Source organism: Pseudomonas sp. AD21, assembly GCF_002878485.1.
GTDB lineage: Bacteria > Pseudomonadota > Gammaproteobacteria > Pseudomonadales > Pseudomonadaceae > Aquipseudomonas.
Map to the genome: position 1 here is coordinate 1 of NZ_NQYG01000002.1, position 15,023 is coordinate 15,023.

General features: G+C 61.2%; 10 protein-coding genes. 7 read left to right on the forward strand and 3 right to left on the reverse strand.

Annotated features, from left to right (window positions below; translation table 11 throughout):
* Positions 1–2,561, reverse strand: a 2,561-nt coding sequence (locus PseAD21_RS01165; RefSeq protein ID WP_146011250.1) for a retention module-containing protein, incomplete at its 3' end; no start/stop codon positions are given.
* 533 nt (positions 2,562–3,094) lie between these two features.
* On the opposite strand from PseAD21_RS01165, the gene PseAD21_RS01170 reads away from it, so the two are divergent.
* The 3 genes from PseAD21_RS01170 (at position 3,095) to PseAD21_RS01180 (ending at position 8,386) form a co-directional block, all read left to right on the forward strand.
* Complete coding sequence (locus PseAD21_RS01170) at positions 3,095–4,453, forward strand: TolC family outer membrane protein (protein WP_102354141.1); 1,359 nt, start codon at positions 3,095–3,097, stop codon at positions 4,451–4,453.
* Between the two features lie 151 nt (positions 4,454–4,604).
* Entirely contained in the window at positions 4,605–6,764 is a 2,160-nt protein-coding gene (locus PseAD21_RS01175; RefSeq protein WP_102354142.1) for a type I secretion system permease/ATPase, read from the forward strand.
* Between the two features lie 260 nt (positions 6,765–7,024).
* The gene (locus PseAD21_RS01180; protein WP_102354143.1) at positions 7,025–8,386 is read left to right on the forward strand and encodes an HlyD family type I secretion periplasmic adaptor subunit; all 1,362 of its coding nucleotides are present in this window, start codon (positions 7,025–7,027) and stop codon (positions 8,384–8,386) included.
* 34 nt (positions 8,387–8,420) lie between these two features.
* On the opposite strand, the gene PseAD21_RS01185 is transcribed toward PseAD21_RS01180, so the two are convergent.
* Positions 8,421–9,017 carry a tRNA-uridine aminocarboxypropyltransferase gene (locus PseAD21_RS01185; RefSeq protein ID WP_102354144.1) on the reverse strand — a complete coding sequence of 199 codons (597 nt, stop codon included), beginning with the start codon at positions 9,015–9,017 and terminating at the stop codon, positions 8,421–8,423.
* Positions 9,018–9,035: 18 nt separating this feature from the next.
* On the reverse strand, positions 9,036–9,929 hold the full coding sequence (locus PseAD21_RS01190) for a LysR family transcriptional regulator (RefSeq protein WP_102354145.1): 894 nt from the start codon (positions 9,927–9,929) through the stop codon (positions 9,036–9,038).
* 296 nt (positions 9,930–10,225) lie between these two features.
* Between PseAD21_RS01190 and speB the strand changes: the two genes are divergently transcribed.
* From speB to PseAD21_RS01215, 4 genes are all read left to right on the forward strand, one after another.
* Complete coding sequence (speB, locus tag PseAD21_RS01200) at positions 10,226–11,176, forward strand: agmatinase (RefSeq protein WP_003222717.1); 951 nt, start codon at positions 10,226–10,228, stop codon at positions 11,174–11,176.
* Between the two features lie 10 nt (positions 11,177–11,186).
* Positions 11,187–11,618, forward strand: a complete 432-nt coding sequence (locus PseAD21_RS01205) for a nuclear transport factor 2 family protein (RefSeq protein WP_102354146.1) — start codon at positions 11,187–11,189, stop codon at positions 11,616–11,618.
* 311 nt (positions 11,619–11,929) lie between these two features.
* Positions 11,930–13,441: a cytosine permease gene (locus PseAD21_RS01210; RefSeq protein ID WP_102354147.1), complete on the forward strand. Its 1,512-nt coding sequence runs from the start codon at positions 11,930–11,932 to the stop codon at positions 13,439–13,441.
* Positions 13,442–13,608: 167 nt separating this feature from the next.
* Positions 13,609–14,988 carry a sodium:solute symporter gene (locus PseAD21_RS01215; protein WP_102354148.1) on the forward strand — a complete coding sequence of 460 codons (1,380 nt, stop codon included), beginning with the start codon at positions 13,609–13,611 and terminating at the stop codon, positions 14,986–14,988.
* Positions 14,989–15,023 lie beyond the last annotated feature (35 nt).

Below are 15,023 nucleotides of genomic sequence, written 5' to 3' on the forward strand. Positions count from 1 at the left end.
GGACCAGTCGGCACGCGGTCGGCGCCCTGGACGTCGTTGGTCAGAACGTTGCCGGTCAGCGTGAGGGTTGTTTCCGAGGCGGTGCCATTGTTGCTGTCATTAACCGCTTTAGGCAGATCGTCGATCACGTTCACATCAAGGGTTGCGTTGGCAGTGGTGCCGTTGTCATCCACCACCGTGACGCCGAACTGTTCCGAAAGCGAGTTGGCACCATTGGCGGTCGGATGCGCATCGTTGTGATCGAGGGTGTAGCTGTAACTCACAACACCGGTTGTGGCGTTGAAGCCGGTGATGGTGAGCGTGCTGCCCAGCGGCGTGGTAACCGATTGCGGGAAGCCTGCGGCCACGCCGTTGGTGACCACGGCAATCCCCCCCACGGTCAGCGTCGTAACGCCGTCCAGTGCGGTAATGGTGAAAGTACCGCTTTGCGTCAATGCAGTGGAATCCGGGGCGCTGCCGGTGCCGAGGTTTTTCTCAAAGACTGTTAGCTCCCCCCCATCAACGTTCAAGCCATTGATGATCACAGGGTCATCGTTGTTATGGATTTGCAGGACGAGGTTCGCGGTGCTGGTATCACCATCCGAATCGGTGATGGTGTAGGTGAAGTTCTCCGTGCCATTGCCACCGCCATGCAGGTTTTTGAAGTCGGCATCGGTTGGGTTCAGCGTGTAGGTGTAAGTTCCGTCGGTGTGCAATTCCAGAGTGCCGTAAGTGCCGGTGAAAGTGCCGGCGGTGACTGGACCAGTGGGCACGCGGTCGGCACCTTGCACGTCGTTGGTCAGAACGTTGCCGGTCAGCGTGAGGTTGGTTTCCGAGGCGGTGCCGGTGTTGCTGTCGTTCAGCGCTTTGGGCAGGTCGTCGACCACGTTCACATCAAGGGTCGCATTGGCAGTCGTGCCGTTGTCGTCGACCACGGTGACGGCGAATTGCTCAGGCAATGAGTTGGCACCATTGGCGGTCGGATGCGCATCGTTGTGATCGAGGGTGTAGCTGTAGCTGACCACTCCGGTGGCGGCGTTGAAACCGGTGATCGTGAACGTGCTGCCCAGTGGTGTGGTGATCGATTGCGGGAAGCCTGCGGCCACGCCATTGGTAACGACAGCGATGCCGCCGACGGTCAGCGTGGTGACGCCATCCAGCGCCGTGATGCTGAAGGTGCCGCTTTGGGTCAGCGCGGTGGAATCCGGCTCGCTGCCAGTGCTGAGGTTTTTTTCGTAAACCGTCAGCTCGCCACCTTCAACGCTTAACCCGTTGATCACCACCGGATCGTCGTTGTTGTGGATCTGCAGCACCAGGTTGGCGGTGCTGATATCACCATCGGAATCGGTGATGGTGTAGCTGAAGGTTTCAGTGCCATTGCCACCGCCGTGCAGGGCTTTGAAATCGGCGTCACTGGTGTTCAGGGTATAGGTGTAAGTGCCATTGGCATTCAACACCAGGGTACCGAACGTTCCGGTAAATGTACCGGCGGTGACGGGGCCGGTGGGCACGCGGTCAGCGCCTTGCACATCATTGGTCAGGACGTTGCCGGTCAGGGTCAACAGGGTTTCCGAGGCGGTGTTGGCGTTGCTGTCATTCGCCGCTTTGGGCACGTCGTCGATGATGTTGACGTCGAGCGAGCCGGTGGCGCTGTCGCCATTGCTGTCGCCGGCGGTCACGGTGAAATGTTCGCTGAGGCTATTGGCGCCGTCACCGGCCGGGTGCGCGTCATTGCCGTTGAGGGTGTAGCTGTAGCTGACAACTCCAGTCGCGGCGTTGTAGCCGGTGATGGTCAGGGTATTGCCCAGTTGCGTGGTGATCGACTGTGGAAATCCGCCCGCCACGCCGCCGCTGATCACGTTGATGCCGCCAATGTTCAGGCTGCTCAGACCATCCGGCGCCGAGACCGTGAAGCTGCCGCTCTGAGTCAGCGCGCCGGGATTGGCCGAGGAGCCGTCAGGCAGATTGGCTTCGTTGAGGGTCAACTCGCCCCCGGGTACTGCCAGGCCGCTGAGCGTCACCAGATTGTTCACCGGCGGCGGCACGATTGGCGTGTTGTTGCCATTGTCGATGACGACGTTATGGCGCTCTTCGGGAAACTCGGGAATGCCATTGAAACCGGCGGTCGGGAAGCCAATGACCGGATCCACCCGCCCGCCTACTTCGGTCAGCAATACAAAGCTGTGGCCGCCACCCGCCTCGCCTGGTACCCCAGTCGGTGCGTTTGGACCGGCAGCGGTCGCTTCCGCGGCTTTGGTCGGATCTTCACCGGCGGCGATGGCTTTCTGGATCTGCTCGACATCGGTCAGTTGCGCTTCGCTCGGCGTCAGCGCTTCAGGGGAATCGACGTGCACCGCCTGGTTGGCCAGCAGTTGCCCGGACATGGTCATGCTGCTGTCGCGGCCCAGGGTCAACTCATGGCCGTTTTGCAGATGAACGGCGACGGCGCCTTCTGCGCCGGTGATCACTTGATCGCCGGCAAACAGGCGGTCGCCTTCGACCAAGGCGCGGCGCGTGCCGTCGGTGCCCTGCGCAAAAACCTGACCAATGACTTTAGTGACGATCCCGATGAGCGTTGCCATGTGAAATTCCTCCGCTGCCGACCACCGTCGGCACTGGTTCGCGAAGCAGCCCATGGCTCAATCGGGTTGCCGGGGTGACGCTCGCACCTCGACAGTTCGTTTCGCAGGTTTGCGCAAACAAGGAAACTTCAGTGCTTTCAAGCACTTCAGAATCCTGATCGATGCAGCAGGCCCACTAACGCTACGTAACGGTGGTGAATCACCCGAGTGACAAAAATCTGTCGCTCATCTGCCGCTACGCGTCCCTCCCCTTCAGCATTACTTCGCCGTATGTCGCAAAGTGAGTGGAACTTTCCTCAAGCCTTTTTGTGCTCCCTAAAGCGCATGAAACAAAGGCTTTCGTCCTGAACAATGTGCCGGATTTTGCCAAGCGCATAAGTTTTTTTCGGCATAAGACTTATGAAAATTTTTTCTTAGCTACGCTTCAGGATGTTCTTAGCTCTGTTGTTACAAGAGTGAAACGCTTACACCTCAAAATATCGTCAAATATTTGGCGACAGTAACGCACCATCAGGACCAGGGAGATGCACCCCATGCGCGTTTTAACCCCCCTCTGCAGCGCGGTTTTGCTGGCCATGGCTTGCACTTCCCAAGCCCAGGCCATGAACCTGACCGAAGCGATTCAAAGCACCATTGCCACCCACCCGGAACTCGCTTCGCGCGTGGATGCCAAACTGTCGGCCGATGAACAAGTGAAAGTCGCCAAGGGCGGCTTCTATCCGTCCGTCGATCTGAACGCCGCCTACGGGCGTGGCTACAGCGACAACACCAACACCCGGGCCCTCGGTAATCATCACACCGAAATCCTCAATTACACCCAGTCGGAACTGCGGCTGCGGCAAATGATCTTCGACGGTTTCAACACCGCCAACGAGGTCGAGCGCACCAAGGGCGTGTCCAATTCGCGCGCCTACTATGCGCAAGGTACCGCCCAGGATCTGGCCCTGCGCACCATCGAGGTTTACCTCGAAGTGCTGAAGCGGCGCGAACTGGTGACCCTGGCCAAGAACAACCTGCAAGCGCACTTGCGCGTCAACGATCAGATCGGCCTGCGCACCGAGCGCGGCATCGGCAGCACCGCCGACTCCGATCAGTCGGTGGCCCGTAAGGCGCTGGCGCAAAACAACCTCGACACCGCCGAAGTCGATCTGGCCGACGCCGAATCGAACTTCTACGCTGTGGTCGGGCGCATGCCCGATGAACTCGAAGCGCCACCGTCGACTCGCGGCGAGATCCCCACCAGCCTGCCGGAAGCCCAGCAGAGCATGGTCGAGAACAACCCGTACCTGAAATCCGCGCAGGCGGACGTGCAGTCGGCCGAGAGCCAGTACGAAGTCGCCAAGTCGCCGTTCTATCCACGTTTCGATGCCGAAGCGGCAGTCGGTGCAAACAACAACGTGCAGGGTGATGAAGGCCACGACAACGAATGGCGCGTGGGCGTGATCATGAACTACAACCTGTTCCGTGGCGGCAGCGACAAGGCCCGTCTGGCGTCCGATGCGCACCAGATCAACCAGGCGATGGACATCCGCAACAACGCCCTGCGTCAGTTGAACGAGAACATTCACCTGGCCTGGAACGCCATGGTCAACGCGAAGAAACAGACCCCGACCGCCCGCGAATACGCCGAGACCACCAAGCGTGTGCGCGCGGCCTATCAGGATCAGTTCGGCCTCGGCCAGCGCACCCTGCTCGACTTGCTCGACAGTGAAAACGAGCTCTACAACGCCAACCGCCGCTACACCGAAATCCGCTATACCGAGGAATATTCGATGTACCGCGTGCTGGCGAACATGGGCCAGTTGCTGAGCAAGCAACGGGTCGTGCTGCCGGCAGATGCGATCGCTGCGACCGAGGTGAAGAACGAAGCGCGTTTGCCGGAACTGAAATAAGTCCCATGTTGATCGTTCCCGCGCTCTGCGTGGGAACGCAGTCCGTGACGCTCCGCGTCACTGGACGCAGAGCGTCCCTAGAGGCATTCCCACGCAGAGCGTGGGAACGATCAAACGATCAACTTGAGCCCGTTCAACAGAGGCGATCAATATGACCAGCATGGAACCCGGTAGTACCGGGGTCGATCCGCGGTTGAGCTTCGATGATCCGTTACTCGACGGTCTGTTGATCCTCTGCAAACTCCACGGCGCGACTGTCAGTCGCGCCAGCCTGAGTGCCGGGCTGCCCCTGAACAAGCAACGCCTGAGCCTGGATCTGCTGCCCCGTGCAGCAGCCCGGGCCGGTTTGCAGGCGCGTTTGCTGCGACGAGAACTGAAAGACATCTCAGCGCTGAACCTGCCGATTCTGCTGCTGCTCAAGGATGGGCGTACCGCTGTGCTGCGGCGTTTCGCCGACGACGGCAAGGTGCTGATTCTGCCCAGCGAAGCCGATGGCGGCGAGCAATGGGTCAGCCGTGAAGAGTTGGCCGAACACTACAGCGGCCAGGCCTTGTTCGCCCGTCCGCGCCACGAACTCGAAGACTTGCGCTCCCCGCTGGTGCCGCGGGTCCACGCCTGGTTTCGCGACACCCTGAAGCTGTCGAAATGGCTGTACAGCGACGCGATCCTCGCCAGTTTCCTGATCAACCTGCTGGGCCTGATGGTGCCGCTGTTCGTCATGCAGACCTACGACCGCGTGGTGCCCAATCAGGCCACCTCGACCCTGTGGGTGTTGGCCATCGGCCTGTTGATCGGCACCGGCTTCGAACTGGTGCTGCGAGTGGTGCGCGCGCACTTGCTCGACACCGCCGGCAAGAAAACCGATGTGATCCTTTCTGCGACTTTATTTGAACGCATCACCGGCATGGCGATGAAGGCGCGGCCGGCGACCATCGGTGGTTTCGCCCAGAGCATTCATGACTTTCAGGGCCTGCGTGAATTCCTCACGGCGGTGACCCTGACCAGCCTGATCGACCTGCCCTTCGTGGTGTTGATGCTGGTGGTGATCGGCCTGCTCGGCGGCTGGCTGGTGGTGATTCCGCTGCTGGCGTTTCCGATCACGATCATTTTTGCCCTGGCCATTCAGGTGCGCCTGCGTGACACCGTGCAAAAAAGCCTGAGCCTGGGTGCCGAACGTCAGGCGCTGCTGATCGAAACCCTCGGCGGCCTGGAAACCCTCAAGGCCTGCAGCGCCGAAAGCGAGCGCCAGCACAAATGGGAAAGCACCCACGGCGCCCTCACCCGCCTCGACAGCCATGCGCGCAACCTCTCGGCGCTGGCGACCAACGGCACACTGTTCATTCAACAGTTTTCCGGGATGGCGACGATTGTTGCCGGGGTCTACAGCATCATCGCCGGCAACCTCAGCGTTGGTGCGCTGGTCGCCAGCTACATGCTCGGTAGCCGCGTACTGGCGCCGCTGGGGCAGATCGCCGGGCTGATCACCCGCTATCAGCAAGCGCAACTGACTATGAAAAGTACCGATGCGCTGATGGGCCTGCCGCAGGAGCGCGACGGCAAGCAGCGGCCTCTGGAACGCACGCAACTGCAAGGTGCGCTGGACGTCAGCGGCGTGACCTTTCACTACAACGGTCAGAATGCACCGGCGCTGAGCAACATCAGCTTCAGCATGAAACCCGGCGAGCGGATCGGCATCATCGGCCGCAGCGGTTCAGGCAAAAGCACCCTTGCGCGATTGGTGATGGGCTTCTATGAACCCGAAGAAGGCCAGTTGCTGCTCGACGGCCTCGACCTGCGGCAACTGGATGTCGCCGACCTGCGCCAGCAGATCGGCTACGTCGCCCACGACCTGCCGCTGCTGGCCGGCAGCCTGCGCGACAACCTGACCCTCGGCGCACGTTACATCAGCGATTCGCGCATGCTCGAAGTCGCCGAACTGACCGGTGTCACCGAACTGGCCCGCCAGCATCCGCAAGGTTTCGACCGCCCGGTGGGCGAGCGCGGACAACTGCTCTCCGGCGGCCAACGCCAGGCCGTGCTGCTGGCCCGGGCGTTGCTGCTCGACCCGCCGATCATGCTGCTCGACGAACCCACCAGCGCCATGGACAACAGCAGCGAAGACCTGCTGCGCCAGAAGCTCCACGGCTGGGTGCAAGGCAAGACACTGCTGCTGGTCACCCATCGCACCTCGATGCTGAGTCTGGTGGACCGACTGCTGGTACTGGACAACGGTCGAGTCGTCGCCGACGGCCCGAAAGAAGCGGTCATCGATGCACTGCGCAAGGGCCGTGTCGGCTCGGCGGCGGTGTAGAGGCGTACACATAAGGATGGTTTTCACGAACCCGGTGGCTTGTACAAAACCTGTGTCACTACACAAACCCATGCTTTACACAAAAACCTGTGGTGAGGGGATTTATCCCCTCACCACAGGGAGGCTCTATGGCAACAGGGAAGCTATCGGGTCACAGAGTGGCTCTATGGCAACAGGGGAGTTCTCTGGTCACAGATTAGTGTCCCTGGCCACTGATGGGTCATCCAGTTTGATGTTTCTCAACTGAGGGGTATCGCCCCATGTCTGCATCTTCAGGTAGTAAGTCACGCGGCTACTTCGACAGTTTCGGCAAAAGCGCCGAAGCCGAGTTCATGCCGGAAACGGCCGGCGCGTCCTTGCAGGACTCGCCGCGCTGGTCGCGGATCACCGTGTGGCTGGCGGCGGCGCTGCTGATCAGCGCGCTGGTCTGGGCCAAGTTTGCAGTGCTTGAAGAAGTGACCATGGGCGAAGGCAAGGCGATTCCGTCGAGCAAGGTCCAGGTGATCCAGAACCTCGAGGGCGGGATCGTCACCGAAATTTTTGTGCGTGAAGGGCAGATGGTGAACAAGGGCGACAAGCTGTTGCGCCTGGATGACACGCGCTTCCTGTCGAACAAGGGTGAGAGCGAGGCCGACCGTTACGCCCTGACCGCGCAAGTCGAACGCCTCTCCGCCGAAGCCGAGGGGCGCCCGTTCAAGCTGTCTGACGAGGTGATCGCCAAGGCGCCACAGGTCGCCGAAGACGAACGGGCACTGTACGACCAGCGCCAGCGGCGACTGGCCAGTGAGCAACGTACCCTCACCGAACAGCTGCGGCAGAAAACCCAGGAGCTGGCGGAATTCCGCTCCAAACAAGGCCAGTACAGCTCCAGCCTGGCGCTGCTGCAGCAAGAGATGAACATGTCGGCGCCGCTGGTTGGCACTGGTGCGGTATCGCCAGTGGAAATCCTGCGGCTCAAGCGCAGCGCGGTGGAGATTCGTGGCTCGCTGAACGCGACGACGCTGGCCATCCCCCGGGCGGAATCGGCGATCAACGAGATCAAGAGCAAGATCGACGAATCGGAGCAGACCTTCCGCTCCGACGCGGCCAAGGACCTCAATCAGAAACGCACCGACCTGTCGAAAATCACCGCGTCGAGCATCGCCATCGACGACCGCGTCAGCCGCACCACCGTGACCTCGCCGGTGCACGGGGTGATCAAGCAACTCAAGGTCAACACCATCGGCGGCGTGGTGCAGCCGGGCAGCGACATGGTGGAAATCGTGCCGCTGGAAGACAACCTGCTGATCGAAGCCAAGGTCCGTCCACAGGACGTCGCGTTCCTGCACCCGGGCCAGAAAGCCATGGTCAAGTTCAGCGCCTATGACTACACGATCTACGGTGGGCTGAGCGCAAAACTGGAGCTGATCGGCGCCGACACCATCACCGATGACAAGGGCAACAGTTTCTATCTGATTCAGGTCAGGACCGATAAAAACCATTTGGGCGGGGATGTGAAACCACTGCTGATCATCCCGGGGATGGTGGCGACGGTGGACATTATTACCGGGGAGAAAAGCGTCCTCGATTACCTGCTCAAACCCGTGCTCAAGGCCAGGACCGAGGCGATGCGCGAGCGCTAGCGAATGATCGTTCCCACGCTCCGCGTGGGAACGATCATCTATCGCCATGATTACGCTGGAAGGTCTCCTCCCCCATCGCCGCAATCTGCCCCTCGATCAACGCCTCGAACGACTTGAGCAACGGCGCAAACGTGGTCGGCGCTTCAAGGGTTTCCAGCGCCTGCACGATCGCCTCGATGGTCGACAACGCCCCCGGCCCCGGCGCCTTGCGCAGCCGATAGCGCGACACTCCGCCCGCGGCCAGCGTCACCCGTGGCAACCCCGCCAGCAGCGGATTGAGGTGGAGCATCTTGCGCGCCTTGCGCCACGTGCCGTCCGGCACCACCAGCAACAGCGGCTCATCTGATTCGCCATAAGCCTGCATCGGTTGCGCATCGTCGGCGGGAAACAGCAAGCGCGCCTGATACCCCGGTCGGTTGAGCAGCGCCGGCAGATCCTCGAACACTTCACCGACAATCAGCTCGGCATTGGTCAAACCCAGCGCCGCCAGTCGCGCCGTGTTCAGCGCGTGATTGACCTCGCTCGGGTGCTGCAACAGCAACACCCGGGTGCGGCTGTCGAGGCTCGGGATCAGCGGGCACAGGCAATGGGTTTGTGGGCGCAGGCAGCGCGGGCATTGAGGTCTGGACATAATTCTTTTCCCTACAAGCTAAGCCTGATTGAGCTGTGCTTTGAGCAGATCACGGAAAGTCTGGATCAGCGGCTCCCGGCTGCGGGCACGGCGCATGATCATCGAAAACGGCGCCTGATAACCGAAGGTCGCCGGCAACAACACGCGCAAGTCGCCCTTGTCGGCCCAAGCCTGGGCGTAGTGTTCCGGCAGGTAACCGATGTAGGCGCCAGACAGCACCAGAATCAGCTGCGCTTCCATACTTTCCACGGTGGCAGCGCTGTGCTTGAAACCGTGGCGCGCAAGTTCCGCCTGACTCCAGTAACCACGACCAACCATGCGTTGCTGGGTGATGACCTGCTCGGGGATGCGTCGCTCGTTGAACAGCGGGTGGCGGCTGCTGCAATACAGCCAGTGCTGCTCGCGGTACAGCGGCATGTAGACCAGACCGCTCATGCGCGTGGAGAACGCGCCGATCGCCAGATCCAGACGGTTGTCCTGCACGCCAAGTTGCAGTTCGTACGGGCTCATCACCGACAAGTGCAAATGCACCGCCGGGTGTTCCTGGCTGTAGGCGCCGATGGCTTCGGCGAACGGCAAGGCCTTGTCGCTGACGGTGGAGTCGATCACCCCGAGGTTGAGCGTGCCGCGCAATTCACCCTTGAGCGCGGCGGCGTATTGCTCGAAACCTTCGAGTTCGGCCAGCAGGCGCAGGGTTTCCTGATGGAACAGTTCACCCTTGCTGGTCAGACTGAACCCGCCCCGCCCGCGATGGCACAGCACCAGACCCAGCGCCGCTTCGAGCTGGCTCATGTAAGTGCTGATCGCCGAGGTCGACAGGTTGAGCTCCTGCTGCGCATTGGCGAAGCCCTGATGCCGAACCACACTGACGAAGATGCGCAATAGTTTCAGGTCGGGTAAAGCGTTGGCCATGTCTACTCCAAGGATCGTTCCCACGCTCTGCGTGGGAATGCCGCCCGTGACGCTCTGCGTCACCTGCGATTACGGCTGGACGCGGAGCGTCCGTGGATGCATTCCCACGCCGAGCGTGGGAACGAGCAGGTAGGGGGGAAGTCTGGCATTAGTTTAGAAAAATCTGAACTAAGTATTTGCCCGTAGCGATTCTTCCGCCTCACTACATTTCGCAGAATCGGTGCCACAGCGGTGCCCGTGACCTTGCGAATGCGGCGCGCCGACATAAATAAAACAAAGACGATGAGGCCCTACCCGTGGACAAGATTCTTCACCAACCACTGGGCGGCAACGAAATGCCGCGCTTCGGCGGCATCGCCACCATGCTCCGACTCCCCCATGTTCCGACTGCTGCCGGCCTGGACGCAGCCTTTGTTGGCGTGCCACTGGACATCGGTACTTCGCTGCGCCCCGGCACCCGCTTCGGGCCACGCGACATCCGCACCGAATCGGTGATGATCCGCCCTTACAACATGGCCACCGGGGCTGCGCCGTTCGACTCGCTGTCGGTCGCCGACATCGGTGACGTGGCGATCAACACCTTCAACCTGCTCGACGCCGTGCGCATCATCGAAGAAGCCTACGACAACATCCTCGAGCACAACGTGATCCCGATGACCCTGGGTGGCGACCACACCATCACCCTGCCGATCCTGCGGGCAATTCACAAAAAGCACGGCAAGGTCGGTCTGGTGCACATCGATGCACACGCTGACGTCAACGATCACATGTTCGGCGAGAAGATCGCTCACGGTACTACCTTCCGTCGCGCCGTCGAAGAAGGTCTTCTGGACTGCGACCGCGTGGTGCAGATTGGTCTGCGCGCGCAGGGCTACACCGCTGACGACTTCAACTGGAGCCGCGATCAGGGCTTCCGCGTGGTGCAGGCCGAAGAGTGCTGGCACAAGTCGCTGGCACCGCTGATGGCCGAAGTGCGCGAGAAAGTCGGTGGCGGTCCGGTGTACCTGAGCTTCGACATCGACGGCATCGACCCGGCCTGGGCGCCGGGCACCGGCACCCCGGAGATCGGTGGTCTGACGACCATTCAGGCGATTGAAATCGTCCGTGGCTGTCAGGGCCTCGACCTGATCGGCTGCGATCTGGTAGAAGTCTCGCCCGCTTACGACACCACCGGCAACACCTCGCTGCTGGCCGCCAACCTGCTGTACGAAATGCTCTGCGTACTGCCTGGCGTGGTCCACCGCTGAGGGTTCGGTCATGAACGAACGTGATCAGGTCTTGAAAGCGGCCGCCGACCTGGTGTCCGCCTTCGCCCGTAATGATCGCGAGGCTTACTTCGGCGCGTTCAGCATCGATGCGAGCTTCGTCTTCTACACCCTCGAACAGCCCCTGCTGTCGCGCGATGCCTATCAGGCCTTGTGGGACAGCTGGCGCGCCGAGGATGGCTTTGAAGTGCTGTCGTGCACTTCGAGCAACGCCTTCGTCAGCCTGCAAGGTGACGTGGCGGTGTTTATCCATGACGTGGCCACCGAGCTGCGCATGCAAGGGGAGCAACACTTCAGCCAGGAGCGCGAGACGATTGTTTTCAAGAAACAAGCGTCGAGCCTAGAACAACAAGGCCATTGGCTGGCCTGCCATGAACATTTGTCCGCAATGCCGGAAGGGCTGCCATCCCCTAGGGTCTGCTGACGTTGGGTGACGACCGCGACGGAGACCCATTTGGCGCAGGGCAAGGCGCGAGGAACGCAGTTTGGTTGTTCCAAATAAGTTCCGAGCAACGCAGCCCTGCGCCAAATGGGTCCCGTCCCTTCGGGTTGCGCGCCAAAGTGCGCGAGGCTGCGTTGCGGGATTTGCCAAGGGAACAACCATGGGCGGCATCCCGCGCCTTGCCTCGCGCACTTTGGCGCAGCAACGCGGTTCGTCACCCAACGTCAGCAGACCCTATCCAAGACAGGTGACGCTCACGCACGATGAGCGCGCCTTTATGATCGGAGCAGATCATGAATAACAACAACAACGACCAAAGCCTTACGCAAATTGAAACCCACGGGGTCGAGCAGATCCCGGACCACGAACGCACCGCTGGCCCGACGGATCTGTTCCGGATGATCTTCGGTGGTTCGAATACCTTTGCCACCGCCGTGCTCGGCAGTTTCCCGGTGCTGTTCGGTCTGTCGTTTCAGGCCGGTGTCTGGGCGATTGTGTCGGGCGTGTTGCTCGGCTCGCTGATCCTCGCACCGATGGGCCTGTTCGGCCCGCTCAACGGCACCAACAATGCCGTGTCGTCCGGTGCGCATTTCGGCGTGCACGGGCGCATCGTCGGCTCGTTCCTGTCGCTGTTGACCGCTATCGCGTTTTTCTCGCTCTCGGTGTGGAGTTCGGGGGATGCGCTGATCGGTGGTGCGAAACGCTTGATCGGCTTGCCGGAAACCGACCTGACCCTGGGTCTGGCCTACGGTCTGTTCGCGATTCTGGTGCTGACCGTGTGCATCTACGGCTTCCGCTTTTTGCTGTGGGTGAACAAGATCGCGGTGTGGAGCGCCAGCCTGTTATTCCTGCTGGGCATCTTCGCCTTCGCCGGTCCTTTCGATGTGAACTACGCCGGCACGGTGAACCTCGGTCAGCCGGGCTTCTGGGCAGCGTTCATCGGGGCTGCGCTGGTCGCGATGAGCAATCCGATTTCCTTCGGTGCCTTCCTCGGCGACTGGTCGCGCTACATCCCGCGTGACACCTCCAAGCAGCGAATCATGGCGGCCGTGGTGCTGTCGCAGATCGCCACGTTCATCCCGTTCCTGTTCGGCCTGAGCACCGCGACCATCGTCGCGATCAAGGCGCCGGATTTCATCGCGGCCAACAACTATGTGGGTGGTCTGCTGGCGGTGTCGCCGAGCTGGTTTTTCCTGCCGGTGTGTCTGATTGCGGTGATCGGCGGCATGTCCACCGGCACTACGTCGCTGTATGGCACCGGGCTGGACATGTCCAGCGTGTTCCCACGGGTGCTGTCGCGGGTCAAGGCAACGCTGCTGATCGGCGTGCTGTCGATTGCCTTCATCTTCATCGGACGCTTCGCGGCGAACCTGGTGCAAAGCGTTTCGACCTTCGCCGTACTGATCATCACCTGCACCACGCCATGGATGGTGATCATGATCATCGGTCTGCTGGTGCGTCGCGGTTTCTACTGCCCGGATGACCTGCAAGTGTTCACTCGCGGCGAACAGGGCGGACGCTACTGGTTCAGCCACGGCTGGAACTGGCGCGGTTTGGGTGCATGGATCCCGAGCGCGGCGGTCGGCCTGTGCTTCGTCAATCTGCCGGGGCAGTTCGTCGGCCCGCTGGGTGAAATAGCCGGCGGTATCGACATCAGCTTGCCGGTGACCCTGGGTCTGGCGTCGGTGGTGTACCTGACGCTGCTGAGCCTGTTCCCGGAACCGCGAGAAGTGTTCGGGCCGCAGGATGCGCGCAGCCAAGGCGCATCAGCACCGGCCAAATCGGCACTGCGCCAGGCGGCCTGAAGAAACACACAACCCCTGTGGGAGCGGGCTTGCTCGCGAAAGCGATCTGTCAGTCACATCACTTTTGAATGTGCCGACGCCTTCGCGAGCAAGCCCGCTCCCACAAGGGCAGCAACTCAGAACCAAATTTGTTTCACCATAAAAAAGACAATCGGAGACACGCCATCATGGCTTTGGATTTATTCGTCGTCCTCATCTACGCCGCCGGCATGCTCTTGCTCGGCTACTTCGGCATGCGCAAGGCCAAGACCAACGAGGACTTTCTGGTCGCCGGACGTAATCTGGGCCCGAGCCTGTACATGGGCACCATGGCCGCGACCGTGCTCGGTGGTGCGTCCACCGTCGGCACCGTGCGCTTGGGCTACGTCCACGGCATCTCCGGCTTCTGGCTCTGCGCGGCACTGGGTTGCGGCATCGTTGCGCTGAACCTGTTCCTCGCCAAACCGCTGCTGAAACTGAAGATCTACACCGTTACCCAGGTCCTGGAAAAACGCTACAACCCGATGGCCCGCTCGGCGAGCGCGGCGATCATGCTGGCCTACGCACTGATGATCGGCGTGACCTCGATCCTGGCGATCGGCACCGTGCTGCAAGTGCTGTTCGGCCTGCCGTTCTGGGTCTCGGTATTGCTCGGCGGCGGTGTGGTGGTGGTCTACTCGGCCATCGGCGGCATGTGGTCGCTGACCCTGACCGACATCGTCCAGTTCATCATCAAGACCGTGGGCCTGATGTTCATCCTGTTGCCGATCTGCCTGTACCGCGTTGGCGGCTGGGACGAACTGGTGCTGAAACTGCCGGCGACCGCCTTCAGCTTCACCACCATCGGCTGGGACACGATCATCACCTACTTCATGATCTACTTCTTCGGCATCCTGATCGGTCAGGACATCTGGCAACGGGTGTTCACCGTCAAGACCGCCAAAGTCGCCCAGTACGCCGGCAGTATCGCGGGCATCTACTGCATCGTCTACGGCCTGGCCTGCGCACTGATCGGCATGGCCGCGCACGTGCTGATCCCGGATCTGGACAACGTCAACAACGCCTTCGCCGCCATCGTCAAACTGTCGCTGCCGGACGGCATCCGTGGCCTGGTGATCGCTGCTGCACTCGCTGCCATGATGTCCACCGCCAGCGCCGGCCTGCTCGCCGCTGCCACTACTCTGACTGAAGACCTGCTGCCGAAACTGCGTGGCGGCAAACAATCGAGCCTGGCCATCAACCGCCTGTTCACCCTGCTCACCGGTGTTGTCGTACTGGGCATCGCGCTGGTGGTGAATGACGTGATCAGCGCCCTGACTCTGGCCTACAACCTGTTGGTCGGCGGCATGCTGATCCCGCTGATGGGTGCGATCTTCTGGAAACGCGCGACCACTGCCGGCGCCATTGCGAGCATGGGCCTGGGTTTCGCCACGGCGCTGCTGTTCATGTTCAAGGACGGTCTGGACGCCAACACCCCGATCTACTACAGCCTGGCTGTGGGCCTGATCAGTTTTGTGGTGGTCAGCCTGTTCTCCCGTCGTCCTGCGACGGTGGCGAGCGCGATCTAAGCTCTGATGTAACGACTTGATGCTTTCTTCGACGG

Coding starts and splice junctions, on each gene's coding strand:
- PseAD21_RS01170 (WP_102354141.1), top strand. CDS start 3,095: ATGCGCGTTTTAACCCCCCTCTGCAGCGCGGTTTTGCTGGCCATGGCT.
- PseAD21_RS01175 (WP_102354142.1), top strand. CDS start 4,605: ATGACCAGCATGGAACCCGGTAGTACCGGGGTCGATCCGCGGTTGAGC.
- PseAD21_RS01180 (WP_102354143.1), top strand. CDS start 7,025: ATGTCTGCATCTTCAGGTAGTAAGTCACGCGGCTACTTCGACAGTTTC.
- PseAD21_RS01185 (WP_102354144.1), bottom strand. CDS start 9,017: ATGTCCAGACCTCAATGCCCGCGCTGCCTGCGCCCACAAACCCATTGC.
- PseAD21_RS01190 (WP_102354145.1), bottom strand. CDS start 9,929: ATGGCCAACGCTTTACCCGACCTGAAACTATTGCGCATCTTCGTCAGT.
- PseAD21_RS01205 (WP_102354146.1), top strand. CDS start 11,187: ATGAACGAACGTGATCAGGTCTTGAAAGCGGCCGCCGACCTGGTGTCC.
- PseAD21_RS01210 (WP_102354147.1), top strand. CDS start 11,930: ATGAATAACAACAACAACGACCAAAGCCTTACGCAAATTGAAACCCAC.
- PseAD21_RS01215 (WP_102354148.1), top strand. CDS start 13,609: ATGGCTTTGGATTTATTCGTCGTCCTCATCTACGCCGCCGGCATGCTC.